The sequence below is a fragment of the Thioalkalivibrio sp. ALJ21 genome (assembly GCF_000378605.1).
GTDB lineage: Bacteria > Pseudomonadota > Gammaproteobacteria > Ectothiorhodospirales > Ectothiorhodospiraceae > Thioalkalivibrio.
On record NZ_KB905155.1, the window covers coordinates 868,727 to 890,116 of the forward strand.

At 67.1% G+C, this 21,390-nt stretch carries 22 protein-coding genes and 1 riboswitch; of the genes, 4 read left to right on the forward strand and 18 right to left on the reverse strand.

The window, feature by feature from the left end; all coding sequences use genetic code 11:
• Positions 1 to 50 precede the first annotated feature (50 nt).
• The 5 genes from cobU to bluB are packed head-to-tail and all read right to left on the reverse strand — an operon-like array spanning position 51 to position 4,683.
• Complete coding sequence (gene cobU / locus F579_RS0104040; protein WP_019024154.1) at positions 51 to 572, reverse strand: bifunctional adenosylcobinamide kinase/adenosylcobinamide-phosphate guanylyltransferase; 522 nt, start codon at positions 570 to 572, stop codon at positions 51 to 53.
• Entirely contained in the window at positions 569 to 2,056 is a 1,488-nt protein-coding gene (locus F579_RS0104045) for a cobyric acid synthase (protein WP_019024153.1), read from the reverse strand. The genes cobU and F579_RS0104045 overlap by 4 nt, the downstream gene beginning before the upstream one ends.
• On the reverse strand, positions 2,053 to 3,048 hold the full coding sequence (gene cobD / locus F579_RS0104050) for a threonine-phosphate decarboxylase CobD (RefSeq protein WP_019024152.1): 996 nt from the start codon (positions 3,046 to 3,048) through the stop codon (positions 2,053 to 2,055). Before cobD ends, F579_RS0104045 begins: the two co-directional genes overlap by 4 nt.
• A 16-nt stretch (positions 3,049 to 3,064) precedes the next feature.
• Entirely contained in the window at positions 3,065 to 3,967 is a 903-nt protein-coding gene (gene cbiB / locus F579_RS0104055) for an adenosylcobinamide-phosphate synthase CbiB (protein ID WP_019024151.1), read from the reverse strand.
• On the reverse strand, positions 3,964 to 4,683 hold the full coding sequence (gene bluB, locus F579_RS0104060; protein WP_019024150.1) for a 5,6-dimethylbenzimidazole synthase: 720 nt from the start codon (positions 4,681 to 4,683) through the stop codon (positions 3,964 to 3,966). Before bluB ends, cbiB begins: the two co-directional genes overlap by 4 nt.
• A 95-nt stretch (positions 4,684 to 4,778) precedes the next feature.
• A riboswitch (cobalamin riboswitch) is annotated at positions 4,779 to 4,981 on the reverse strand.
• Between the two features lie 147 nt (positions 4,982 to 5,128).
• Here bluB and F579_RS0104065 point away from each other — a divergent pair.
• The 4 genes from F579_RS0104065 (at position 5,129) to F579_RS0104080 (ending at position 8,821) form a co-directional block, all read left to right on the forward strand.
• Positions 5,129 to 6,031 (forward strand): cobalamin-binding protein, encoded by a 903-nt coding sequence (locus F579_RS0104065; RefSeq protein ID WP_019024149.1) that lies wholly within the window; start codon positions 5,129 to 5,131, stop codon positions 6,029 to 6,031.
• Positions 6,032 to 6,037: 6 nt separating this feature from the next.
• Positions 6,038 to 7,009 (forward strand): iron ABC transporter permease, encoded by a 972-nt coding sequence (locus F579_RS0104070; protein ID WP_019024148.1) that lies wholly within the window; start codon positions 6,038 to 6,040, stop codon positions 7,007 to 7,009.
• The gene (locus F579_RS0104075) at positions 7,009 to 7,863 is read left to right on the forward strand and encodes an ABC transporter ATP-binding protein (RefSeq protein ID WP_019024147.1); all 855 of its coding nucleotides are present in this window, start codon (positions 7,009 to 7,011) and stop codon (positions 7,861 to 7,863) included. Before F579_RS0104070 ends, F579_RS0104075 begins: the two co-directional genes overlap by 1 nt.
• A 109-nt stretch (positions 7,864 to 7,972) precedes the next feature.
• Positions 7,973 to 8,821 (forward strand): pirin family protein, encoded by an 849-nt coding sequence (locus F579_RS0104080; RefSeq protein WP_019024146.1) that lies wholly within the window; start codon positions 7,973 to 7,975, stop codon positions 8,819 to 8,821.
• 167 nt (positions 8,822 to 8,988) lie between these two features.
• On the opposite strand, the gene glpK is transcribed toward F579_RS0104080, so the two are convergent.
• The 13 genes from glpK to F579_RS0104145 all read right to left on the reverse strand — a co-directional run bounded on the left by glpK (position 8,989) and on the right by F579_RS0104145 (position 21,273).
• Complete coding sequence (glpK, locus tag F579_RS0104085) at positions 8,989 to 10,506, reverse strand: glycerol kinase GlpK (protein ID WP_019024145.1); 1,518 nt, start codon at positions 10,504 to 10,506, stop codon at positions 8,989 to 8,991.
• Positions 10,507 to 10,555: 49 nt separating this feature from the next.
• Positions 10,556 to 10,942, reverse strand: a complete 387-nt coding sequence (locus tag F579_RS0104090) for a VOC family protein (RefSeq protein WP_019024144.1) — start codon at positions 10,940 to 10,942, stop codon at positions 10,556 to 10,558.
• Positions 10,939 to 11,439: a 2-C-methyl-D-erythritol 2,4-cyclodiphosphate synthase gene (ispF, locus tag F579_RS0104095; protein WP_026301025.1), complete on the reverse strand. Its 501-nt coding sequence runs from the start codon at positions 11,437 to 11,439 to the stop codon at positions 10,939 to 10,941. The genes F579_RS0104090 and ispF overlap by 4 nt, the downstream gene beginning before the upstream one ends.
• Entirely contained in the window at positions 11,436 to 12,185 is a 750-nt protein-coding gene (gene ispD / locus F579_RS0104100) for a 2-C-methyl-D-erythritol 4-phosphate cytidylyltransferase (protein WP_019024142.1), read from the reverse strand. The genes ispF and ispD overlap by 4 nt, the downstream gene beginning before the upstream one ends.
• Entirely contained in the window at positions 12,178 to 12,585 is a 408-nt protein-coding gene (ftsB, locus tag F579_RS0104105; protein WP_019024141.1) for a cell division protein FtsB, read from the reverse strand. Before ftsB ends, ispD begins: the two co-directional genes overlap by 8 nt.
• A gap of 159 nt (positions 12,586 to 12,744) precedes the next feature.
• Complete coding sequence (gene eno, locus F579_RS0104110) at positions 12,745 to 14,022, reverse strand: phosphopyruvate hydratase (RefSeq protein ID WP_019024140.1); 1,278 nt, start codon at positions 14,020 to 14,022, stop codon at positions 12,745 to 12,747.
• Between the two features lie 83 nt (positions 14,023 to 14,105).
• The gene (gene kdsA, locus F579_RS0104115; protein ID WP_019024139.1) at positions 14,106 to 14,948 is read right to left on the reverse strand and encodes a 3-deoxy-8-phosphooctulonate synthase; all 843 of its coding nucleotides are present in this window, start codon (positions 14,946 to 14,948) and stop codon (positions 14,106 to 14,108) included.
• 75 nt (positions 14,949 to 15,023) lie between these two features.
• Positions 15,024 to 16,691 (reverse strand): CTP synthase, encoded by a 1,668-nt coding sequence (locus F579_RS0104120; protein ID WP_019024138.1) that lies wholly within the window; start codon positions 16,689 to 16,691, stop codon positions 15,024 to 15,026.
• Positions 16,692 to 17,057: 366 nt separating this feature from the next.
• On the reverse strand, positions 17,058 to 18,734 hold the full coding sequence (locus F579_RS0104125) for a PP2C family protein-serine/threonine phosphatase (protein WP_019024137.1): 1,677 nt from the start codon (positions 18,732 to 18,734) through the stop codon (positions 17,058 to 17,060).
• On the reverse strand, positions 18,731 to 19,603 hold the full coding sequence (locus F579_RS0104130) for a GGDEF domain-containing protein (protein ID WP_051076698.1): 873 nt from the start codon (positions 19,601 to 19,603) through the stop codon (positions 18,731 to 18,733). Before F579_RS0104130 ends, F579_RS0104125 begins: the two co-directional genes overlap by 4 nt.
• A complete protein-coding gene (locus F579_RS0104135) occupies positions 19,600 to 19,992 on the reverse strand; it encodes a DUF1987 domain-containing protein (protein ID WP_017926295.1) in 393 nt (130 codons plus the stop codon). Before F579_RS0104135 ends, F579_RS0104130 begins: the two co-directional genes overlap by 4 nt.
• Positions 19,992 to 20,585, reverse strand: coding sequence for a SiaB family protein kinase (locus F579_RS0104140; RefSeq protein WP_019024135.1), 594 nt, complete (start codon positions 20,583 to 20,585; stop codon positions 19,992 to 19,994). The genes F579_RS0104135 and F579_RS0104140 overlap by 1 nt, the downstream gene beginning before the upstream one ends.
• Positions 20,578 to 21,273 carry an ABC transporter substrate-binding protein gene (locus F579_RS0104145; RefSeq protein WP_020621314.1) on the reverse strand — a complete coding sequence of 232 codons (696 nt, stop codon included), beginning with the start codon at positions 21,271 to 21,273 and terminating at the stop codon, positions 20,578 to 20,580. The genes F579_RS0104140 and F579_RS0104145 overlap by 8 nt, the downstream gene beginning before the upstream one ends.
• Between the last annotated feature and the right edge of the window lie 117 nt (positions 21,274 to 21,390).

Sequence of the window (21,390 nt, forward strand, 5' to 3'; positions counted from 1 at the left end):
GCTTGCCCGCGAATCGCCGTCATCCTGGCCGCGGCAAAGCACGCTCTGGATCACAGAGGGTCACCCTTGAGCACATGCGGAAGGCCGGCGACGGTCAGGACAACGCGGTCCATCGTGGGGGCCAGGCGCTGGTGCAGCCAGCCCGCCTCGTCGGCGAAGCGGCGGGACAGCGCGTCCATCGGGGTGATTCCCATGCCGGTCTCGTTGGAAACGAACACCAGTGTGCCCGGCAGCCGCGGCACGGTGGCGATCAGGGCCTCACGTTCGCGTTCGATCAGGGCCTCGTTCTCGGTGCACAGGAGCTGGGTCAGCCACAGCGTCAGGCAATCCACCAGTAGGCATTCATCCGGTTTCGCGGCTTCTTCAAGTGCGGCGGCCAGGCCGGTATCGGCCTCAACCAGGCCCCAGTCACCGGGCCGGTCTGCGCGGTGGCGCTCGATACGCCGTGCCATTTCGGCGTCGTCGGCACGCGCGGTGGCGACATAGGTCACGCGCAGGCCGCTGGCATCGGCGAGATTCTCCGCCAGCCGGCTCTTGCCGGAACGCACACCCCCCAGTACCAGCGTCTTCATGTCACAGGCTCCGTGTTCTCTGCCCGCAGCAGGGCAAGGATGCGCCCCAGGTCCAGATGCGCCTCCAGCGTATCGGCCAGGCGTTCCAGGCCACGCTCGCGTGCGGTCCCCAGGTCTTCGCCATGCTCCGTCCCCGTGCGCATTCCGGCCCAGTGCAAAAGGGCCTCGGCTGCGGCGGAAGTATCGAATACTCCGTGGACATAGGTCCCCGCCACCGCATCGTCCTCGCTGCGCGCACCGTCCGGGCCATGCTGCAGCTCCAGCAGCGGGTGATCCAGCCCGGGCCCGGTCGTCACACCGGCATGAATCTCGTAGCCCTCCACGCGGGCCTCCCGGCCCAGCACACGGCCCCCGTGAACTCGCTCCAGGCGCTTGTCGGGTGCGAGGCGCGTCTCCATGTCCAGCCAGCCGAGCCCCGGCGTGGAACCAGGGCGCCCCTCGACGCCGTCAGGATCGTGCACGGCCCGGCCCAGCATCTGGAAGCCGCCACAGATCCCGAGCACCTTGCCGCCATAACGCACATGGCGCTGCAGCTCGTCTTCCCAGCCCTGTTCCCGCAACCAGGCGAGGTCGTCACGCACGGCCTTGGACCCGGGCAGGATGACCAGGTCCGCCGGCTGCAGCGACTCGCCCGGGCCGGCGAAGCGAAGGTCCACACCCGGGTGCAGGCGCAGCGGGTCAAAATCGGTATGGTTGGAGATACGCGGCAGGGCCGGCACGACGACCTTCAGGGCATTCACCGCCTTTTCCGGCACCGCCTCGCGCGGCAGGGCGTCCTCGGCATCCAGGTACAGCCCGTGGAGATACGGGATCACGCCCAGCACCGGCTTGCCGGTCTCCTGCTCCAGCCAGTCCAGCCCCGGCTGCAGGAGCGAGATATCGCCGCGGAAGCGGTTGATCACAAAGCCCCGCACCCGCGCGCGCTCCGTCTCGCTCAGCAACGCCAGCGTGCCCACCAGATGCGCGAACACGCCGCCGCGGTCGATATCCGCGACCAGGATCACCGGGCAGTCCACCGCCTCGGCAAACCCCATGTTGGCGATATCGCCTGCGCGCAGGTTGATCTCCGCCGGCGAGCCCGCGCCTTCCACCAGCACGTGCGCATACTGCGCGGTCAGCCGTCGATGCGAGACCAGCACGACCTCGTGAGCGACGGGCTTGTAGTCGTGGTAGGCACGGGCATCCAGCTCGGCTGCCGGACGGCCGTGGATGATCACCTGCGCCCCCTGATCGGAGCTGGGTTTGAGCAGTACCGGATTCATGTCGGTATGCGGCTCCAGGCCGCAGGCGGCGGCCTGCAGGGCCTGGGCACGCCCGATCTCGCCGCCGTCCAGGGTGACGGCGCTGTTCAGCGCCATGTTCTGCGGCTTGAACGGCACCACCGACAGCCCACGGCGGTGCAGCACCCGCGCCAGGCCGGCCACCAGCACGCTCTTGCCGGCATCCGAGGTGGTCCCCTGCACCATGAGCGTTGTACCGTTCATGCCTGCTGCAGCCCCGCTTCCAGCCGCTGCCACTCGGCGTCGCTCCCCGGCAGACCGAAGCGCAGGCTGGCTGGACGGTCGAAACGACGCACGAGGATGCCCTGCCGCGCCAGCGCATCCTGAATCACCTGCGCACGCTCGGTCCTGCACCACCGGAACAGCGGCGTCCCGCCCGTCGGCGGCAAACCGGCTTCCCGCAGCAACGCATCGAGCCGATGTCCCGCCTCCTGCAGCTGCCAGCGCGTCTGTGTCTGCCACGCCCGGTCTTCCAGCGCCTGCCGCGCCACCCACCGCGCGGGACCCGGCACGCTCCACGGCCCCAGCAGCGAGTCAACGCGTTCCAACCACAGCCCCGGCGCCAGCACAAATCCCACGCGCGCCCCGGCCAGACCGAAGAACTTGCCCAGCGACCGCAGCACGAACAGCCCCTCGCGCGGCGTATATCCCGCCAGGCTCTGCTCGGGCGTGGTGTCCATGAAGGCCTCGTCGACCACCAGCCAGCCACCGCGCGCGGCGAGCGTGCAGTGCCAGTCGAGCAGTGTCTCGGGGTCGAAATACACGGCTGTGGGGTTGTTCGGATTGACCAGCACCAGTACGTCAAGGGTGGTCGCTGTCCCGGCGAGCTCGTCTTGGCTCACCGCGACCACTTCGTGTCCGGCCGCCCGCCAGGCACGAGTGTGCTCGTTGTAGCTCGGCTCCAGTACCCCGACACGCGCAGGCCCCGCGCGCAGCCTCGGAAGCGCCTGGATCGCCGCCTGGGAGCCGGCGACCGGCAGCAGCGATTCAGCGCCGTAGTACGCCCGGGCCGCGGCCTCCAGGCCGTCCTCGTCCTCCGGCAGGCACTGCCAGACCTCGGCGGGCACCGGCCCGACGGGATAACCCTGCGGGTTGATCCCCGTGGACAGATCCAGCCACTGCGCCTCGGGGATCCCGTAATGCGCAGCCGCCGCGCGCACACCGCCCCCGTGGACCTGCTCCAGCGGACCGCTCACGGACTCGGTTGTGGCGTCAGACGAATACAACAATCAGCACTCCTGTTGCTATGGCCACCAGCCAGATCGCCAGTGCGCGATCGACCAGCCGCAGCGCGGCATCGATGGCGCCCGGGCCCGGGGCGGCACCGGCACCGAGAACCGGCCGGTCCTCGATACCCCCGGCATAGCGCGCCGGACCACCCAGTGTCACCCCCAGCGCCCCGGCCCCCGCGGCCATCACCGGCCCCGCGTTCGGGCTCTTCCAGCGCGCGCCCTGGTCGCGCCAGCAGCGCAGCGCCGTGCGTGTCTGGCCGGCCAGCGAATAGGCCAGACTGGTCAGGCGTGCCGGAATCCAGTTCAGGATATCGTCCAGCCGCGCCGCGACCCGCCCGAAGCGTGCATGGCGCGGCGTGCGGTAGCCCCACATCGCATCCAGCGTGTTCACCAGCCGGTAGACCACCACACCCGCCGCACCGGCGACCAGAAACCAGAATACTGTCGCGAACACCGCGTCGTTACCGTTCTCCAGTACCGACTCTGCCGTGGCCGCACGAACACCCGACGCGTCCAGCTCGGAGGTGTCACGGCTGACCAGCATGCCCACCGCCTGTCGGGCGCCAGGGAGGTCCCCTGCCTGCAGGGCATCGGCCACACGACGGGCGTGCTCCTCCAACCCGCGCCCGCCGAGCGCCAGCCACAGCACGGCCAGCTCCACCAGCCAGCCGCCGGGGAGACGGCTCAGCCACCACGCTGACAGCCCGAAGGGCACGACCAGCACCAGTACCCAGAAACCGCCGCGCCAGACCGAATCCGCATGGCCGCGCCGCTCCACCCCGGCCGCCAGCATCCCGAACCCGGCCAGTGGATGGCCGCGCCGAGGGTCCCCCAGCAGCCGATCCAATACCAGCGCGGCGACCAGCAGGGCGAAGGTGGTCATGCGCGGCGTCGAGCCGCGCGCGGCGCATCGACACCCGAGTCCCTTTGTTTCCAGCGATTCTCGAACACCAGTTCGTCCAGCGACCGCCGCTGGTCCCAGCCCTCGGTTTCCAGCATCGGCCGCTCGTAGAACGCATCCACATGACCCAGACACAGGATCGCGATCGGCCAGGCCCCTTCCGGCATCCCCAGCTCCCCGGCCAGCCAGTCCGGGTCGAACAGCGACACCCAGCCCATGCCCAGGCCCTCGGCCCGGGCGGCGAGCCACAGGTTCTGGATCGCACAGGCCGCGGAACACAGGTCCATCTCCGGGATCGTGCGCCGGCCCAGCACGTAGCGTTCACGCCCGTCGGTCAGGGCGACCACCAGCAGCTCGCCCGCATCGCGGATGCCTTCAAGCTTCAGCCGGTGCACCTCGGCGGCACGCTCGCCGCAGGCCTCGGCCGTGCGCACCTGCTCGGCCGCTACATGGCCGTGCAGCGCGTCGCGCAGCCGGGCGTCCGTCACCCGCAGAAAGCGCCAGGGCTGCATGTACCCCACGCTGGGCGCCTGGTGCGCGGCCTCCAGCAGCCGCCGCAGGGTGTCGGCGTCCACCGGGTCCGGACGGAAATGGCGCATGTCCCGGCGCTCGCCGATCACGCGATAGACCGCCGCGCGTTCGGCCGAGGCGAACGCGTTCGGATTCTCTTCTGGCTGGTTGGGAGCTGGGGCCGTCATGAGGTTCCGTCGAGGCGACGGCACGGCGAAGACACGAAGGAACAGGCATCAAGCAAGCACGCCTGCGCCCTCGACCGTTGCCCGCCGCACGGTCGCAGGATGATTAACAGCCAGGCCGGTCTCCGGGCTTGCGAGCGTCGGACAATGCCGATCGGCGGACGCCTTCCCGGGCACAGGACCCAGTGGCCAGTCTGCCGAGCGATTTACCGCTCGCTTACCGTTGCGGGGGCAGCGCCGGATTTGCACCGGCTTCCCGTTTCACCTGCTGACTGCAGGCACCTGGCGAAAGCAAGTCATGATACGCACTCAGGCCACCCGCTACCAATTTGGGCACCAAACCATCTTGCCCTTGCTGCTATGATGAAGCGCTTTCGCTGCCCTTACAGCACCCCGAAAACACGGTGCTTTTAACATTACGAGCCATCCCCAACAGTCGGATTTTTTAATGACTTTTATCGCCATAAAACGCCAGTTGACACTCCTTGTCACGATACTCCTGTGCGCGACACCGGCGCTGGCCGAACCGGTCACGGTGACTGACGATGACGATCGCGAGGTCACCCTCGACCGGCCCGCCGAACGCATCGTCAGCCTGGCCCCGCACATCACGGAAGTCCTGTTCGCCGTCGGCGCCGGAGACAAGCTGGTGGGTGTAACCCAGCACAGCGACTTCCCGCCGGACGCGGAGATGATCCCGCGGGTCGGGGGCTACAGCCGCATCGACCTGGAACGCGTGGTCGAAATGGACCCGGACCTGGTGGTCGCCTGGCGCAGTGGCAATTCCAGCTCGCAGATCGAGCGCCTGCGCGACCTGGGGATGAACGTCTATGTCTCGGAACCACGCAGCTTCGAGGGCGTGGCCTCCAGCATGCGGCGCATGGCCCAGCTCGCAGGTACCGAGGAACGCGGCGAAGAGGCCGTGCAGGCCTTTCTCGACGAGATCGAAACTCTGCGGCTGGACTATTCCGACCGCGACCCGGTCCCGCTGTTTTACCAGGTCTGGGAGCAACCACTGATGACGATCAACGACGATCACCTGATCAGCGAGGCCATCCGCCTGTGCGGGGGGGAGAACGTGTTCGGCCATCTGGACCGCCTGGTGCCGCGCATGGACCGCGAGGCCGTGATCGAGGCCGACCCGGAGGTGATCATCGGCGGTGGCATGGGCGAGGACCGACCAGACTGGGTAATTGCCTGGGAACAATGGGAGGACATGACCGCGGTGCAGCGCGACAACCTGTTCTTCATCCCGCCATCCCTGCTCCAGCGTCACACCCCGCGGATTGCCGAAGGGACCCGGCTGATGTGCGAGGAACTCGAACGGGCCCGCCAGCGCCGGGCGGACTGACCCTCCGTGACCCGCTCCTTCCTCCTCGCCACGGGGGTCCTGCTCCCGGCGTCCTTGCTCGCGATCCTGATCGCACTGGCCTATGGCAGTGTCGCCATTCCCGCCGGGGACCTGCTCGCCGTGATTCAGGGCGAAGGGAGTCGCCTGCACAGCACGCTGGTGCTGGAACTGCGTCTGCCGCGCGCCCTGGCCGCGTTCGCCGCTGGCGGGCTGCTGGGCGTCGCCGGCGCCCTGATGCAGGTGTTGCTGCGCAACCCGCTGGCCGACCCCTATGTGCTGGGCCTCTCCGGCGGGGCTTCGGTGGGTGCGCTGCTGGCGATGCTCGCCGGCCTGTCGATGTTCTCGGTCTCGGTCGCCGCATTCGCGGGTGCGCTGCTGTCCACGGTGATCGTGTTCGGCCTGGCGCACGGCACCGGCAGCTGGACGCCGACCCGGTTGCTGCTGACCGGCGTGGTCGTGGCGGCCGGCTGGGGGGCGGTGATCAGCTTCCTGCTCGCCGTAAGTCCGACCGCGGAGCTGCCCGGAATGCTGTACTGGCTGATGGGCGATGTCTCCCATGCCCGCAATCCCTACCCCGCCTGGGGCGTGCTGGTGCTGGTGGTATTGCTGGCCCTGCCCCTGGGTCGGACGCTGAACGTCCTCGCGCGCGGCCCGATGCAGGCGGCGGCGCTGGGCGTGGCCGTGCGGCCGGTGGAATGGACGATCTATATCGCGGCGGCATTGATCACGGCCACGGCGGTCATGCAGGTTGGCGCGGTCGGCTTTGTCGGGCTGATCGTGCCGCACATGCTCCGTCTGATCTTTGGCAACGACCAGCGCGTGATCCTGCCCGCCTCGGCGCTCGGCGGCGGCATCCTGCTGACGCTGGCCGACACCCTCGCCCGAACGATGATCGCCCCGGAGCAATTGCCCGTCGGCGTGATCACCGCGATGCTGGGGGTTCCCGTGTTCCTGTTCCTGCTGTACCGGAGCCGCTGATGCCTCCGCACACCGCCGATCCACAACGTCACGGCGATCCCCATGCGCCCGGTTTCGAGAGCGTGCACGAGGCGCCACGGCCGGACACCCTGCTGGCCACCCGCGATCTGGTCATCGACATCCCGGAGCGTGCCAGTGGCGCGCCCCTGGACCTGACCATCAACCCGGGCCAGTGCTGGGGCATCCTCGGCCCGAACGGGGCCGGGAAAAGCACCCTGCTGCATACCCTGGCCGGGCTGCGCGCGGCGCGCGCGGGAGAAATCCATGTGCAAGGCCGCCCCCTCCCCGAATACTCCCGCACCCGGCTGGCCCGCGAACTGGGCCTGGTGTTTCAGAAGCACCACGACGGGTTCCCCGCGACCGTATTGGAGACGGCCCTGATCGGCCGCCACCCCTACCTGCGGCCCTGGGACATCGAGACCGCCGAGGACTATGCCCAGGCCCGCACCGCACTGGCCTGGATGGACCTGACCGAGCTGGAGCACCGCCTGGTGGACACCCTGTCCGGTGGCGAGCGCCAGCGCCTGGCCATCGCCACGGTGCTCACCCAGAACCCGCGGCTCCTGTTGCTGGACGAGCCCACCAGCCAGCTCGACCTGCATCATCAGGTCGCGGTACTGGACCATATCCGCGGTATCGCCCGGGATGATCGCGCCGCGATCCTGGTGCTGCACGACGTGAACCTGGCGGTACGCTACTGCGACCACCTGCTGCTGATGTTCCCCGACGGCAAGGCCTGCTGGGGGCCAACAAGGACGATGCTGGTGCCGTCCGCACTGGAGCGGCTGTACAACCAGCCCCTGGGGGTCGGCGAAATCGACGGATACCCGGTTTTCATGCCGCGCCCTGACTAGGGAGCCGCATACCCCGGCGGCCGCAAACCGCCCCATGAAAGGGCGCAGTGCAATTTTCTTTTGTTTTCATGGTCGGTATGGTGCAGGCCTTGTTGCGAAGGAGAACGCCATGACCCCGACCCCCCCGGACACCGTACGCACCGCTCAACCGACCCAGGATGGCGCCGGGGTAAAGATTCGTCGCATTCACGACTTTAACGGGGGGCTCGATCCGTTCCTGATGCTGGACGAGCTGAAAGCGAGTGCAAGGGAGGACTACGTCGGCGGATTCCCGTCCCACCCGCATCGCGGCTTCGAGACGCTGACCTACCTCGTCCACGGCGGCCTGACCCACGAGGATTCGATGGGCAATCAGGGTCGCGTGGAGGCCGGGGAAGCCCAGTGGATGAGTGCCGGGCGCGGGGTCATCCACTCCGAGATGCCCCTGCTGGACTCGGACGGGCTGCACGGCTTCCAGCTCTGGGTGAACCTGCCGGCACGGCGCAAGATGGACCCGCCGCGCTACCGCGACGTGCGCGCCGACGCGATGCGCCACCTGCCGGAAGACGACGGCCCGCTGCACTTCAAGGCGATTGCCGGGTCCTGGCAGACCAGCGCCGGGGACACCGAAGGTCCGCTGGCACAGATCGGCGAAGGCGCGGCCATGGCGGATCTGAGCCTGCCCGCCGGCTACCGCCTGTCGCTGGCCGTCCAGCTGGACGACCGGGTACTCGCCTATGTCTATGATGGCGAGCTGACCGGGCTGAAGACGGGGCAATTGGGCACCTGGAGCGGGCAGACGCAGATCCACCTGATCGCCCAGCAGGATGCGCGGGTGCTGCTGTTCAAGGGCCGCCCGCTGGGCGAACCGATTGCCCACTACGGCCCGTTCGTGATGAACACCTCCGACGAGATCGAACAGGCGATCAGCGACTACCAGTCCGGGCAGCTCGCCGCCGAGCCGGCCAGCATCGACTGATCCGGCAGGGTCTGACTCTGGCAGGGGCTTTGCGGGCAAGCCCGCTCCCACAGACTTCAGGGTAGCGCCGGGTAAAAGTCATCGTTCTATCCACTGCCGCCTGTGGGAGCCGCCTTGGCGGCGAAGCCCTTGCCCACGCCAGCCAGCTCCCCCGGACCACCCGCCCGCTAGTCGGTCGCCTCGTTGTCGTCCTCGCGCGCCCAGCCCATCGTGCGCTTTACGGCCTTCTTCCAGCCCCGGTAGTAGCGGTCACGGGTGGCCGCATCCATCTGCGGCTCGAATACCCGGTCCAGCTGGCTTTTTTGCTCCAGTTCGTCGCGCGACCAGAAACCCACGGCCAGCCCCGCCAGATAAGCAGCTCCCAGCGCGGTTGACTCCGTAACCGTCGGCCGCTCGACATTGACCCCGAGCATGTCGGCCTGGAACTGCATCATCACGTTGTTGGCGACGGCACCGCCGTCGACCCGCAGACCTCTCAGCGCGATGCCGGAGTCCTGTTCCATCGCGTCGATCACGTCCTTGGTCTGGTAGGCCAGCGAGTCCAGTGTGGCGCGGGTGATGTGTTCCTTGCGCGTACCGCGGGTCAGCCCGAAAATCGCGCCACGAGCATACATGTCCCAGTACGGCGCCCCGAGCCCCGCAAATGCCGGGACGACATACACGCCATCGGAGTCCTCCACCTTGCTCGCGTAGTACTCCGAGTCCTCGGCCGAGTCGATCAGCTTGAGCTCGTCGCGCAGCCACTGGATCGCGGCACCGGCGATGAAGATGGATCCCTCCAGGGCGTACTCGACCTGGCCATCGACGCTCCAGGCGACGGTCGTCAGCAGACCTGAGTGCGACGTAACCGGCTCGGTGCCGGTGTTCATCAGGAGAAAGCAGCCGGTGCCATAGGTGTTCTTGGCCATGCCGCGCTCGAAACAGGTCTGCCCGAAGAGCGCCGCATGCTGGTCGCCGGCAACGCCCGCGATGGGGATCTCATGGGCACCGAACATCTCGGTCCCCGTATGGCCCAGGACCTCGCTGGAGGCGCGGACCTCGGGGAGCATGGCCCGCGGGATCTCCAGCTCGCGCAGCAGCGTGTCATCCCAGTCCAGCTCGTGGATGTTGAACAACTGCGTGCGCGAGGCGTTGGAGACGTCCGTTACATGCCGCTCGCCGCGGGTGAGATTCCAGATCAACCAGGTATCCATGGTGCCGAACAGCAGCTCGCCGCGCTCCGCGCGCTCGCGCGCACCGTCTACATGGTCGAGCAGCCAGCGCAGCTTGGTGCCGGAGAAGTAGGCATCCACGACCAGGCCCGTGCGGTTGCGGATCGTCTCTTCCAGCCCGCGCGCCTTCAGCTCGTCGCAGAAACTGGCGGTGCGCCGGTCCTGCCAGACGATTGCCGGGTGGATCGGCTTGCCCGTCTCGCGGTCCCAGACCATGGTGGTCTCGCGCTGGTTGGTGATGCCGATGGCCGCGAGCTGGGCCGGCTTGATACCGCGGGTCTCCAACACCTCGCGTGCGGCCCCGATCTGGGTGCCCCAGATCTCCATCGCGTCGTGCTCGACCCAGCCGGGCTGCGGGTAGTGCTGGGTAAACTCGCGCTGGGCGACGCCGATGATCGACGCATCACGATCGAACAGGATCGCGCGGCAGCTGGTCGTGCCCTGATCCAGGGCCAGGATGTACTCGCCGTCCATGCTCCCTCCTCGTGCAGCGGGGGTCCCGGCGCGGCGCACCCGCGCGGTGTCAGCCCGCCTCGATCAGTTCGACGGTGTTGCCGTCCGGGTCGCGTACGAATGCGGCAGGCCGCCCGGACTGGCTGCGCTCGGCCGAATGCCCGGCGTTCTCCAGGCGTTGCAGCAAGGATTCCAGACCGCGCACACGCAGGGCCAGGTGGCGGTCTCGGCCGCCGCGTACACCGCGTTCGGTGGCATCCGGATTGGGCACGCAGAGCAGATGCAGCGTCTGCCCACCGCCGAGGTCATACCAGAGTCCCGGAAAGCCGAGATCCGGACGCTCCACGGGCTGCAAGCCCAGAATCTCGCCATAGAACCGCGCGGAATCCTCCAGACCGGCGATCACAACACTGACGTGATCCAGACCCTGCACGCTGGGGGATCGAGCCGCCGTCATACGTGCATCAGCCCCGAGGCCGGCTCCAGCAACACCACTGCCTGGGCCGCCACACCTTCTCCGCGTCCGGTAAAGCCCAGGCGCTCGGTGGTCGTTGCCTTCACGTTCACCGCACCCGCCGTGAGCCCCAGGTCCGCGGCGATGTGTTCCTCCATCGCCGCCACATGCGGGGCCATTTTCGGCGCCTGGGCGATTACGGTCGCGTCCACGTTTACCGGGCGCCACCCGGCCTCCTGGACGCGACGCAGGGTCTCGCGCAGCAGCTTGCGGCTGTCCGCCCCGCGAAAACGCTCGTCGGTATCGGGAAAGTGACGCCCGATATCCCCCAGCCCCGCGGCCCCGAACAGGGCATCGCAGATCGCGTGCAGCAGGACATCGCCATCGGAATGCGCGACAAAACCGTGATCGAACGGGATGCGCACACCGCCCAGGATCAGGTGATCGCCCGGCCCGAAGGCATGCACGTCGAAGCCCTGCCCCACGCGCATGCGACTCATGGCCGGAACGCCCCGTCCAGACGCCCCTGCTGCATCAGGTACAGCTGGGCCAGTTCCAGATCCTCGGCGCGAGTGATCTTGATGTTCATCATCGAGCCCTCGATCAGACGCGGACGGGCGCCATGCCATTCCATCGCGCTGGCCTCGTCGGTAACCGGGTGGCCGGCCTCGCGCGCGGCCCGATTAGCCTCCCGCAGCATGCCGAGACGGAACATCTGCGGAGTCAGCGCGCGCCAGACACGCTCGCGCTCCAGCGTGCGCTCGACCCGCCCGTCCTCGTCACTCCACTTGACTGTGTCGGTGCTGGGCGTGGCCAGCAGACCGCCCACCGGATCGTCCCGCAGCGATTTCAGCAAATGGTCCAGGTCCGCGCGTGGGAGACAGGGGCGTGCGGCATCGTGCACCAGCACCCAGTCATCGGGGGCCGCCCGTTCCTGCAGGAAATCGAGCCCGTTCTGGACCGAATCCGCCCGCTCGGCCCCGCCGGCCACGCGAAATAGACGGCCACCCGCCGTCGGCAGGTCCAGCGCGTCCGGATCCACATCCGGCCCCAGCACCAGCACCACACCGCGAATGCGCGGGTGCTCCAGAAAAATCGACAGGGTATGCGAGAGGATGGTACGTGACCCCAGCGTCAGGAACTGCTTGGGTCGACCCGATCCCATGCGCCGGCCCACGCCGGCCGCCGGGATCAGGGCCCAGTAGGCGGGTTCCGCAGAGGGATTGTTTGCGTCGGGATCAGCCATCAAACGGATCCTCGGGTGGCAGCGTATCGGTTGCCGGCTCGCGCTCGCGGTCCGGGATCTCGGCGGGGCCCGGGGACACATCCCGCGCCGGATCCGGCAGCGGCTCCGGCACCGGGCGCCGGTCGTCGTCCTCGCCGACCACAAAGAAGAAGATCTCGTCTTCGCGGATCATGCCCAGGTCGCGGCGGGCGCGTTCTTCCACCGCATCGGTACCAGTACGCAGGTCCTGCACCTCGGCCTCCAGCGCCTGGTTGCGCTGTTCCAGTTCGGCGTTGACAGCACGCTGCTCCTCGACCTGCTCTCGCAGGTCGCGCACATCCCGCCAGCTGCCCTCCCCAAGCCACAGCGGCCACTGCAACAGCAGCAGCACCACGGCCAGACCGATCAGCAACCCGCGCATCAGCGATTCCCGCGACCGGCCGCCACGGCCTCCTCGGCCGGCCGCAAGGGAGAGAGTCGAGCTTCCATGCCCGGCATTCTACGGCCCATTGGTCGTGGGGCACAGGAACCGCCCCGCAGGCTGCGAACCCGGACCGCAGCAAACGAGGCAACCGCAGACCTATCGCCGGATGTTGAAGGCATCCATCCCCGGATAACGCGCCCGAGACCCCAGATGCTCCTCGATCCGGATCAGCTGGTTGTACTTGGCCACGCGATCCGAACGCGAGAGCGAACCGGTCTTGATCTGACCGGCACCCGTCGCTACAGCCAGATCGGCGATGGTCACGTCCTCGGTCTCGCCGGAGCGATGCGAGATCACCGCCGTGTACTTCGCCTGGCGCGCCAGTTCGATAGCCTCCAGGGTCTCGGTCACGGTGCCGATCTGGTTCAGCTTGATCAGGATCGAGTTGGCCACACCCTTGTCGATCCCTTCCTGCAGGATCTGCGTGTTGGTCACGAACAGGTCGTCGCCCACCAGCTGCACGCGATCACTCATTCGCTCGGTCAGGGTCTTCCAGCCGTCCCAGTCGTCCTCGGCCATACCGTCCTCGATGGTCAGGATCGGGTACTGGTCGACCCAGTGGGCGAGGTAGTCGCAGAACTCGTCGGCGGAGAAGGCCTTGCCTTCAGAGTCGAGGTGGTAACGGCCGTCGCGATAAAATTCGGAGCTGGCACAGTCCAGGCCCAGCCAGATGTCCTGCCCGGCCTTGAAGCCCGCCTTGTGGATGGCCTCGAGGATCACTTCGATCGCGGCCGAGTTGGACGGCAGATCGGGGGCGAAGCCGCCCTCGTCCCCCACGCCCGTCGCCAGATTGCGCTGACCCAGCACCTTCTTCAGGGCATGGAACACCTCGGCGCCGTAACGCACGGCCTCGCGCACGGAATCCGCGCCCACCGGCAGGATCATGAACTCCTGCATATCGACGCTGTTGTCGGCGTGGGCGCCGCCGTTGATGATGTTCATCATCGGCACGGGCAGCAGATTCGCCTGCTCGCCGCCCATGGACTCGAACAGCGGCTGTTCGCGATCCGCCGCCTGCGCATGCGCGGCCGCCATCGATACCGCCAGCAGCGCATTCGCACCCAGGCGGGACTTGTTCTCGGTGCCGTCCAGCTCGAGCATGCGGCGGTCCACCGCGGTCTGGTCCAGCTCCATGCCGCGCAGGGCATCGCGGATCTCGCCATTCACATGGCCCACGGCCTTCTGCACGCCCTTGCCGCCATAGCGCGCCTCGTCATCGCGCAGCTCCAGCGCCTCGCGGGCCCCCGTGGAGGCCCCCGACGGCACTGCGGCGCGACCCATCGCGCCGGAATCCAGGACAACGTCGGCCTCGACCGTCGGGTTGCCCCGCGAGTCGATGATCTCGCGGGCATGAATCTCCGCAATCTGGGACATGCTTTCTCCTTGAAAAATAAACTCATCCGCCCCGCAAGTTGCAGGCGAAATTTAAACGAAACTCTAAAGCAAACCTGCGCGAATCAACCCAGCCCGTATTCGGCCTCGGCAAACGGCTGCGCCTTGGCGGCGGCATCCAGCGCCCTGAGCGTGGTCAGCAGCTCCGCCATGCGTGGCAGTGGCCAGGCATTGGGCCCATCCGAGAGGGCGCGCTCCGGATCCGGATGGGTCTCCATGAACAGACCCGATACCCCGGAGGCGACGGCCGCCCGCGCCAGCACGGGGACGTATTCGCGCTGTCCACCGGACGTCGCGCCCTGCCCACCCGGCTGCTGGACCGAGTGCGTGGCGTCGAATACCACAGGGCAACCGGTCTGGCGCATCTGGGCCAGGCCCCGCATGTCCGAAATCAGCGTGTTGTAGCCGAAGGAGACACCGCGTTCGCAGACCATGATCTGGTCGTTGCCCGCCTCGCGCGCCTTGTCCACGACATTGCCCATATCCCAGGGCGCCAGGAACTGGCCCTTCTTGATGTTCACCGGGCGTCCCTGGCGCGCGACGTTCTGGATGAAGTTCGTCTGCCGACACAGGAACGCGGGCGTTTGCAGCACGTCCACCACGGCCGCGACCTCGTCCAGCGGGGTGTCCTCGTGGACGTCGGTCAGCACCGGGACGCCCAGCTGCTGCTTCACCTGCTCCAGGATGCGCAGGCCCTCTTCCATGCCCGGACCACGGAAACTCTTCGTCGACGAGCGATTGGCCTTGTCGAACGAGGACTTGTAGATAAACGGGATGCCCAGCTCGTCGGTGATCGCCTTGAGCGTACCCGCGGTCTCCAGGGCCATCGCCTCGGATTCGATAACGCAGGGGCCGGCAATCAGAAAAAAGGGCCGATCGAGGCCGACTTCAAAACCGCAAAGCTGCATGCAATGTCCTGTCTGGCGGACGCCACCCTCCGGGTACGGCCGCAAAGCGCCGTCATACGGCGCGTTAGGAAAACACTAATCCGTCAACGCAGTCGTGGTCTCCGGCTCGCGCTCGTCCTGATAGGTGCGCGCGGCGCGGATGAAACCGGTAAACAGCGGGTGCCCGTCGCGCGGGGTCGAGGTGAACTCCGGATGGAACTGGCAACCGATGAACCATGGGTGGCCCGGCAGCTCCACCGCCTCGACCAGTTCGCCGGACTCGGACACGCCGGAGATACGCAGGCCCGCGGCCTCCAGCCGCTCGCGATAGGCATTGTTGAACTCGAAGCGGTGGCGATGGCGCTCGCTGACCTCTTCGCGGCCATAGGCCTCTGCAATCCGCGAGCCCTGGGCCAGTCGCGCGGACTGTGCCCCCAGACGCATCGTGCCGCCGAGATCGCTCTCGGCATCGCGCCGCTCGATACGGCCCTCGCGGTCCTGCCACTCGGTAATCAGGGCAATCACCGGGTGCGGAGTATCCGGGGCGAACTCCGTACTGTGCGCGCCTTCGAGCCCGGCCTGATCACGGGCGAACTCGATCACCGCAACCTGCATGCCGAGACAGATGCCCAGGTAGGGCACGCCGTGCTCGCGCGCATAGCGCACGGCCGCGATCTTGCCTTCCACACCGCGCTCGCCGAAGCCACCGGGCACCAGGATCGCGTCCAGGCCTTCCATCTCGCCCTGGATCTCGGCATCCGCCCCTTCGAGTTTTTCCGAGTCGAGATAGCGAATACGCACGCGCGTCCCGACCTGTACGCCGGCGTGGGTCAGGGCCTCGTTCACGGACTTGTAGGACTCCGTGAGATCGACGTACTTGCCGATCATGCCGACGGTGACCTCGGACTCCGGGAACTCCATGGCGTTGACCACGTGCTTCCAGTCCGACAGGTCCGCCTGCGGCGCCTCGATATGCAGCTTGCGCAGCACGATCTCGTCGAGCTTCTGCGAATGCAGCCACAGCGGGATCTTGTAGATGTTGTCCACGTCCACAGCGGAAATGACCGCCTTCTCCTCGACGTTGGTGAACAACGCAATCTTGCGCCGCTCGCCCTCGGGAATCGCCTGGGTCGAGCGGCACAGCAGAATGTCCGGCTGGATACCGATCGAGCGCAGCTCCTTGACCGAGTGCTGCGTGGGCTTGGTCTTGATCTCGCCGGCGGCGGCAATAAAGGGCACCAGGGTCAGGTGCATGAACAGGGCATTCTCGTGCCCTAGCTCCACACCCATCTGGCGGATCGCCTCGAGGAACGGCAGGGACTCGATATCGCCCACCGTACCGCCGATCTCGATCAGCGCGATGTCGGCATCGCCCGCGCCCTCGCGGATCGAGCGCTTGATCTCGTCGGTGATATGCGGGATCACCTGCACCGTACCGCCCAGGTAGTCGCCGCGGCGCTCCTTGCGGATCACGTTCTCGTAGATCTGCCCGGTGGTGAAATTGTTGCGCCGCGAGGTGCGGATGCGCACAAAGCGTTCGTAATGCCCCAGGTCCAGGTCCGTCTCCGCGCCGTCGTCGGTCACGAAGACCTCGCCGTGCTGGAACGGGCTCATGGTGCCCGGATCGACGTTGATATAGGGGTCGAGCTTGAGCAGCGTCACCTTGAGGCCGCGCGCCTCCAGGATGGCCCCCAGCGAGGCGGATGCAATGCCTTTGCCCAGAGACGAAACCACGCCTCCGGTAATGAATACATAACGCGTCATGCGGGAAACCTGGCTAGGGAAACACTGATTAATGGACACGCTCGCGCTCGAGTCGCTTTTGCGTGCGAACAAGGCGCGGTGACCGCCGTGCAGTCACTCTGCACAAGGGAGCCGCAACGCCGTGCGCGCACAAAAGCGGCCGAGCCCCTTCGGGGTTGGTACCCCAGGTTCCCCGATCCTGCGTTGCGCCACTTGTGGGTAGAACCACTACCCGCTGCGCGACGCGCCTTGTCTCGGAAAACCTGGGGTACCAACGCGAGCGTGTACATTAATCAGTGTTTCCCTGGGGAACGACGGACCCCCGCCACAAAAGGGCTCACGGGCGGCTGAAATCGGCCGAAATGCTACCAGAGAGCCCCTCTCGGCTCAATCAACTGCGGCATCGCGAAGCGCACTTTGCGCATTAGGCGGAAGAGGTCGGAACGCGACCAGCGTCATATCGTCGCGCCGTGGTTCACCGCCGCGATAATCCTCCAGTACGCGGACCACGGAATCGATCTTGGCGGCCAGGTCACGCGGGGACTTTTCCGCCAGCACATGGCGCAGGCGCCGGCGCCCGAACAGCCGCGGCGGCTCGCCCCCCACATGGTCGTGGGCGCCGTCGGTAATCAGGAAGAATTCCATGCCGGGCTCCACCGACACTACGTGGTCCACCGGCTGCGCGGGCTCCAGGCTGCGATACCCCAGCCCTCCGCGCACGCCGCGAATCTCTTCCACCTGTCCCGCACGATCCATGATCAGCGGCAGCCCCACGCCGGCAAAGGTCAGCGTCCGGGCATCCGGGTCATAGACGCACACGGCCGCCTCCAGTCCGTCGTCGGAATCCGAGTCCTGACCGTCCTGGCGCAGGCGCGAGCGCACCAGCCGATCCATCTCGCGCAGGATTGCCGACGGCTCCAGGAGCCGGTGCTCATGCAGGATGCGATCCAGCGCCGAGGCCAGCACCAGGGTAATGAACGCCCCGGGGACGCCATGCCCGGTGCAGTCCGCGGCCACCAGTACACTGCGCCCGTCGATGGCCTCCAGCCAGAAGTAGTCGCCCCCGACCAGGTGCAGCGGCTCCCAGTAGACCTGCACCTCGTCCAGGTGACCGTCCAGGGCGTGCTTGTCCGGGAGCATCGCGGTCTGGATGCGCCGCGCATAGCGGATGCTCTCCACCACGAGGCGGTTGCTGCGCTCGAGCTCGCGGTTGGCCTCGTCCACGCGCGCGAGCGCGCGCTCCGTTTCCAGCTTCTCGGCCTCCAGCTCGCGGGTACGCTCGACCACACGGCGCTCCAGGTCCTCGTTCAGGGCCTTCAGCTCGCCACGCGCGCCATCGCGGGCATCGAGGCCCTGCTGAAATGCGTTCAGGAGGCGATCAAGCGAGCGGTCCAGGGCGCCGAGCTCGTCATTCGCATGATGGCCCATGCGGGGCCGTGGCCACTGGGCCGGGCGGTCGGGATCGGTACCTGCGACGGCGCGGGAGATGCGCAGCATCGGGCGCAGCATCAGGCCATAGAACAGCAGCACGACGACCAGCGAGACGATCACCGCCTGTACCACGCTGGTGATCACGCTATTGCGCAGGCGCTCGACCAGGGCTGCAGCCAGCACATCGGGGGCGAGCTCCACACGCAGCGTGCCCACCGCGCCATTGGTCTCGCGCAGGTCCGGGTGGAGCAGTTCGCGCTCGTGCTGGCGATCCGCCCCGAACAGGCGCTCCCCAAGCCAGGAGGCACCGCCTCCCTCGCGTTCCACCTCGGCCAGGGTGCGCCCGAAGTCGTCGAGGATCTCGGCGCGGTGGATCTCGTCAAAGGCCTGCAGACCCGCCACCAGGGACTCCGCCTGATCGGCATTCAACTGATAGGCCGCCTCGGCCGCGGGAGGGGCCACCAGCCGTTGCAGCCGTTCGATCTGTTCCAGGGTGTCCGCGCGAAAGGCGCGCGAGTCGGCCGCGATCACGTAGGCGCTCGCCAGCAGGCTGAGCGCCAGCGCAACCAGCAGGGTCGCGAGCGCCAGCTTCGCGACCAGGCTGCGGCTGCGCGCCGGGCCGGACTCTGTCATACAGGCTCGCCGTGGAACTGGACCTCGACGCGGTTACGGCCTTCGTTCTTCGCGCGGTAAAGCAGATCATCCGCCGCCGCGACCAGCGCCCCCGCATCCGGCCAGCGCTCGGTCGTCACCACCAGACCGATCGAGACCTCCAGATGCAGCGGCTCGCCCTTCCAGCGCGGGATCGTCTGCTCGACACTGGTGCGAATGCGCTCTGCAAGAGTCATGGCGGCGTCGAGATCGAGATCTGCCGCCACCACCAGAAACTCCTCGCCCCCCATGCGCCCAGCGTACTGATCGGCACCGAGCTCGCCGCGCAGGATCTCGGCGAAGCTCTGCAGGGCGTAATCCCCGGCGGCATGGCCATGGGTGTCATTCAGGGTTTTGAAGTCGTCGAGGTCGAGCATCATCACGGCGAGCGAGCGGGCCTGATCGCCCACCGTTTCGGCCAGCCCCTCGACACAGTCCATTACCCGGCGCCGCGAGAACAGCCCGGTCAGGGCATCCTCCAGCGCCAGGCGCTCGAGCTCGGCCGTCAGGCGCTCGCGCTCGCGCACCTCGTCTGACAGTGCACAGTTGAGCTGTTCCAGGTGCGTGGCCTGCTCACGCAGCTGACGGTTCGCGGCCTGCAGGTCCAGCTGCATGCGATCGCTCATGCGCATCATGCGGCGCTGAACGCGGTAACTCTCTGAATAGGCCTTGGCCAGCATGCGCACGCCTTCGGCTACATCATCCAGCGCCTCGAGCATCTGCTCGGAGCGCTGCATGATCTGTTTTTCCTGCTCGAACAGGGAGAAGTCGGCAAGCGCTTCCGAATCGTCACCGTCGCGTGAAGTCGGTGGCAAAGGCACGGGCTGATTGGGGTCGTGAGAGAATTTCATGATGTCGGGCACATGCGGTAGTCAGCGTGCGCGAAGTCCTCGGAAAAGTCCTCGCCGAATTCTTCCATCGTCTCGTCGTCTTCGTGGTAGCACCAGTTGATCCGCACGTTGATACCAGCCTCGGCGGCCTCTTCGAGGATCTGAAAGAGGTTCATCAGCGCCTTCGCGGTCGAGCTGTTGAAGTAGATCATCTCGACGCTGAACTCCAGCGACTCGCTGGCCCGCTCCTCGACCGCCTGTCGCAGGCCCTGGGTCAGGGGTCCATAGAAGCTCGCGGCGTCTTCCGGGTAGGACTCGCCGGCAATGCGGTATTGCCCCGCCGCGAAATCGAACAGGACCTCCGGGGTGCGGTCCGTTGCCTCGTGTCGAATGGGGTCCAGTGCTGCCATCAGATGTAGGCCTTCAGTACAAAGTAGGAATACGCGTCGGAGAGGTGCTCGAAGTCGAACTGGATCGGCTCGCTGGCTCGGCGTGCGATCTCGATCAGCCCGATGCTGCCCCCCTTGCTGCCCTCGTCCGGCGGCTCGCGCAGCTTCTCCTTGTAGAAGCGCCGCAGGGCCTCCGGGTCCATGCCCTGCAGTTCGCTGAGCCGGCCGCCGAGAGTATCGGCGTCTTCGCGGGCGATGATATTGCCGCAGATCACGAAAAATCGGCCTTTTTCGGAGCCGACCGTAATCATGCCGGAGCTCAGCTCAACCGGGGGCTCCGCCGCGTGCTCGATCCGTTCGGCCGAGTAGCGAATGATGTTCTGCACCTGCTCGACGAACACCGAGAACACCCGGTTTACGGTCTTGTTGTCCGTCGACTCCAGCCGGATCTTCTGGCGCAGGGCGTCGCCCAGCGCTTTCAGGATGCCTTCGGAGATATAGCCGGTGAACGAAAAGATGATGCCGCGCCGAGTCATGTTGCGCTGAAAATCCAGCACCTCCTCGGCGATCAGGCCCCCGCGATCCGCTTCGCGCTGCGTGGCGAACTCAGTCATTCGGGTCTCCGTTACGTTCGAGCACGTCGCTGACGATCGCTGCATAGCGACCGTCCTCGCGCATGGCATCCAGCGCGCCCTGGAGGCGGTCCAGGCGATCGCGATCGGTATCCGGGTGGCAGGCGAGCGACATCACCGTGTCGTTGAATGCAAACAGCGAGCGCAGCTCTCCGATCTCTTCAAGGCGCGCGTACCAGGGTGCGAGGTGCTCGCCGCTGACCCAGACGTCAATCCGGTCGGCCGCGAGCTTGCGCGCGTTCAGGCGGTCATTGGGGGCGGTATCGACCTCAATCCCTCGCGCCTCGACATACAACGCGACGGCATCGTCGCGATAACCACCCACTCGATAGTCGTGAAGGTCTTCGAGTGCTTGCGCCGCGACGTCGGAACCCGCAAGGGCATAGGCATGCCACTGATTCTCCACCAGCGGGCCCACCCACTCGAAGAGCTCTTCGCGTTCCGGAGTCCGCGTCGTGGAGAACACGCAGGTATCGGGGTTCGACTGCGCCTCGGCGTAGGCACGACTCCAGGGCAGCAACCGGATCTCCGCCTCGATCCCGGTCTCCTCGAGCAGCTGGCTCATCACACGCACAGAGATACCGTCGAGCTCGCCATCCGGCGTCTCGAAGTTGAATGGCGGATAACTCTCGGTGGCCAGGTTGAGGGTTCCGCCCTGTGCCGTTGCCATACCCAGCAACGCGAGCACACAAGCGATACCCTGGACATACCCCCCGGTCTGCCGGCTGATGGTTCTCACACCCCAGCCCCTCAAAAGTATGACGAAGTTCAAGCATTGGCTTTTCCG

Bases quoted from the DNA above. Each gene is read 5' to 3' on its own strand.
- F579_RS0104045 (WP_019024153.1), bottom strand. From the start codon at position 2,056: ATGAACGGTACAACGCTCATGGTGCAGGGGACCACCTCGGATGCCGGC.
- ispD (WP_019024142.1), bottom strand. From the start codon at position 12,185: ATGGCTGATCCCGACGCAAACAATCCCTCTGCGGAACCCGCCTACTGG.
- F579_RS0104120 (WP_019024138.1), bottom strand. From the start codon at position 16,691: ATGACGCGTTATGTATTCATTACCGGAGGCGTGGTTTCGTCTCTGGGC.
- ftsB (WP_019024141.1), bottom strand. From the start codon at position 12,585: ATGCGCGGGTTGCTGATCGGTCTGGCCGTGGTGCTGCTGCTGTTGCAG.
- F579_RS0104140 (WP_019024135.1), bottom strand. From the start codon at position 20,585: ATGACTGAGTTCGCCACGCAGCGCGAAGCGGATCGCGGGGGCCTGATC.
- bluB (WP_019024150.1), bottom strand. From the start codon at position 4,683: ATGACGGCCCCAGCTCCCAACCAGCCAGAAGAGAATCCGAACGCGTTC.
- F579_RS0104080 (WP_019024146.1), top strand. From the start codon at position 7,973: ATGACCCCGACCCCCCCGGACACCGTACGCACCGCTCAACCGACCCAG.
- cobU (WP_019024154.1), bottom strand. From the start codon at position 572: ATGAAGACGCTGGTACTGGGGGGTGTGCGTTCCGGCAAGAGCCGGCTG.
- ispF (WP_026301025.1), bottom strand. From the start codon at position 11,439: ATGAGTCGCATGCGCGTGGGGCAGGGCTTCGACGTGCATGCCTTCGGG.
- glpK (WP_019024145.1), bottom strand. From the start codon at position 10,506: ATGGACGGCGAGTACATCCTGGCCCTGGATCAGGGCACGACCAGCTGC.
- F579_RS0104145 (WP_020621314.1), bottom strand. From the start codon at position 21,273: ATGGCAACGGCACAGGGCGGAACCCTCAACCTGGCCACCGAGAGTTAT.
- F579_RS0104135 (WP_017926295.1), bottom strand. From the start codon at position 19,992: ATGGCAGCACTGGACCCCATTCGACACGAGGCAACGGACCGCACCCCG.
- F579_RS0104130 (WP_051076698.1), bottom strand. From the start codon at position 19,603: ATGAAATTCTCTCACGACCCCAATCAGCCCGTGCCTTTGCCACCGACT.
- cbiB (WP_019024151.1), bottom strand. From the start codon at position 3,967: ATGACCACCTTCGCCCTGCTGGTCGCCGCGCTGGTATTGGATCGGCTG.
- F579_RS0104075 (WP_019024147.1), top strand. From the start codon at position 7,009: ATGCCTCCGCACACCGCCGATCCACAACGTCACGGCGATCCCCATGCG.
- F579_RS0104065 (WP_019024149.1), top strand. From the start codon at position 5,129: ATGACTTTTATCGCCATAAAACGCCAGTTGACACTCCTTGTCACGATA.
- F579_RS0104125 (WP_019024137.1), bottom strand. From the start codon at position 18,734: ATGACAGAGTCCGGCCCGGCGCGCAGCCGCAGCCTGGTCGCGAAGCTG.
- eno (WP_019024140.1), bottom strand. From the start codon at position 14,022: ATGTCCCAGATTGCGGAGATTCATGCCCGCGAGATCATCGACTCGCGG.
- kdsA (WP_019024139.1), bottom strand. From the start codon at position 14,948: ATGCAGCTTTGCGGTTTTGAAGTCGGCCTCGATCGGCCCTTTTTTCTG.
- F579_RS0104090 (WP_019024144.1), bottom strand. From the start codon at position 10,942: ATGACGGCGGCTCGATCCCCCAGCGTGCAGGGTCTGGATCACGTCAGT.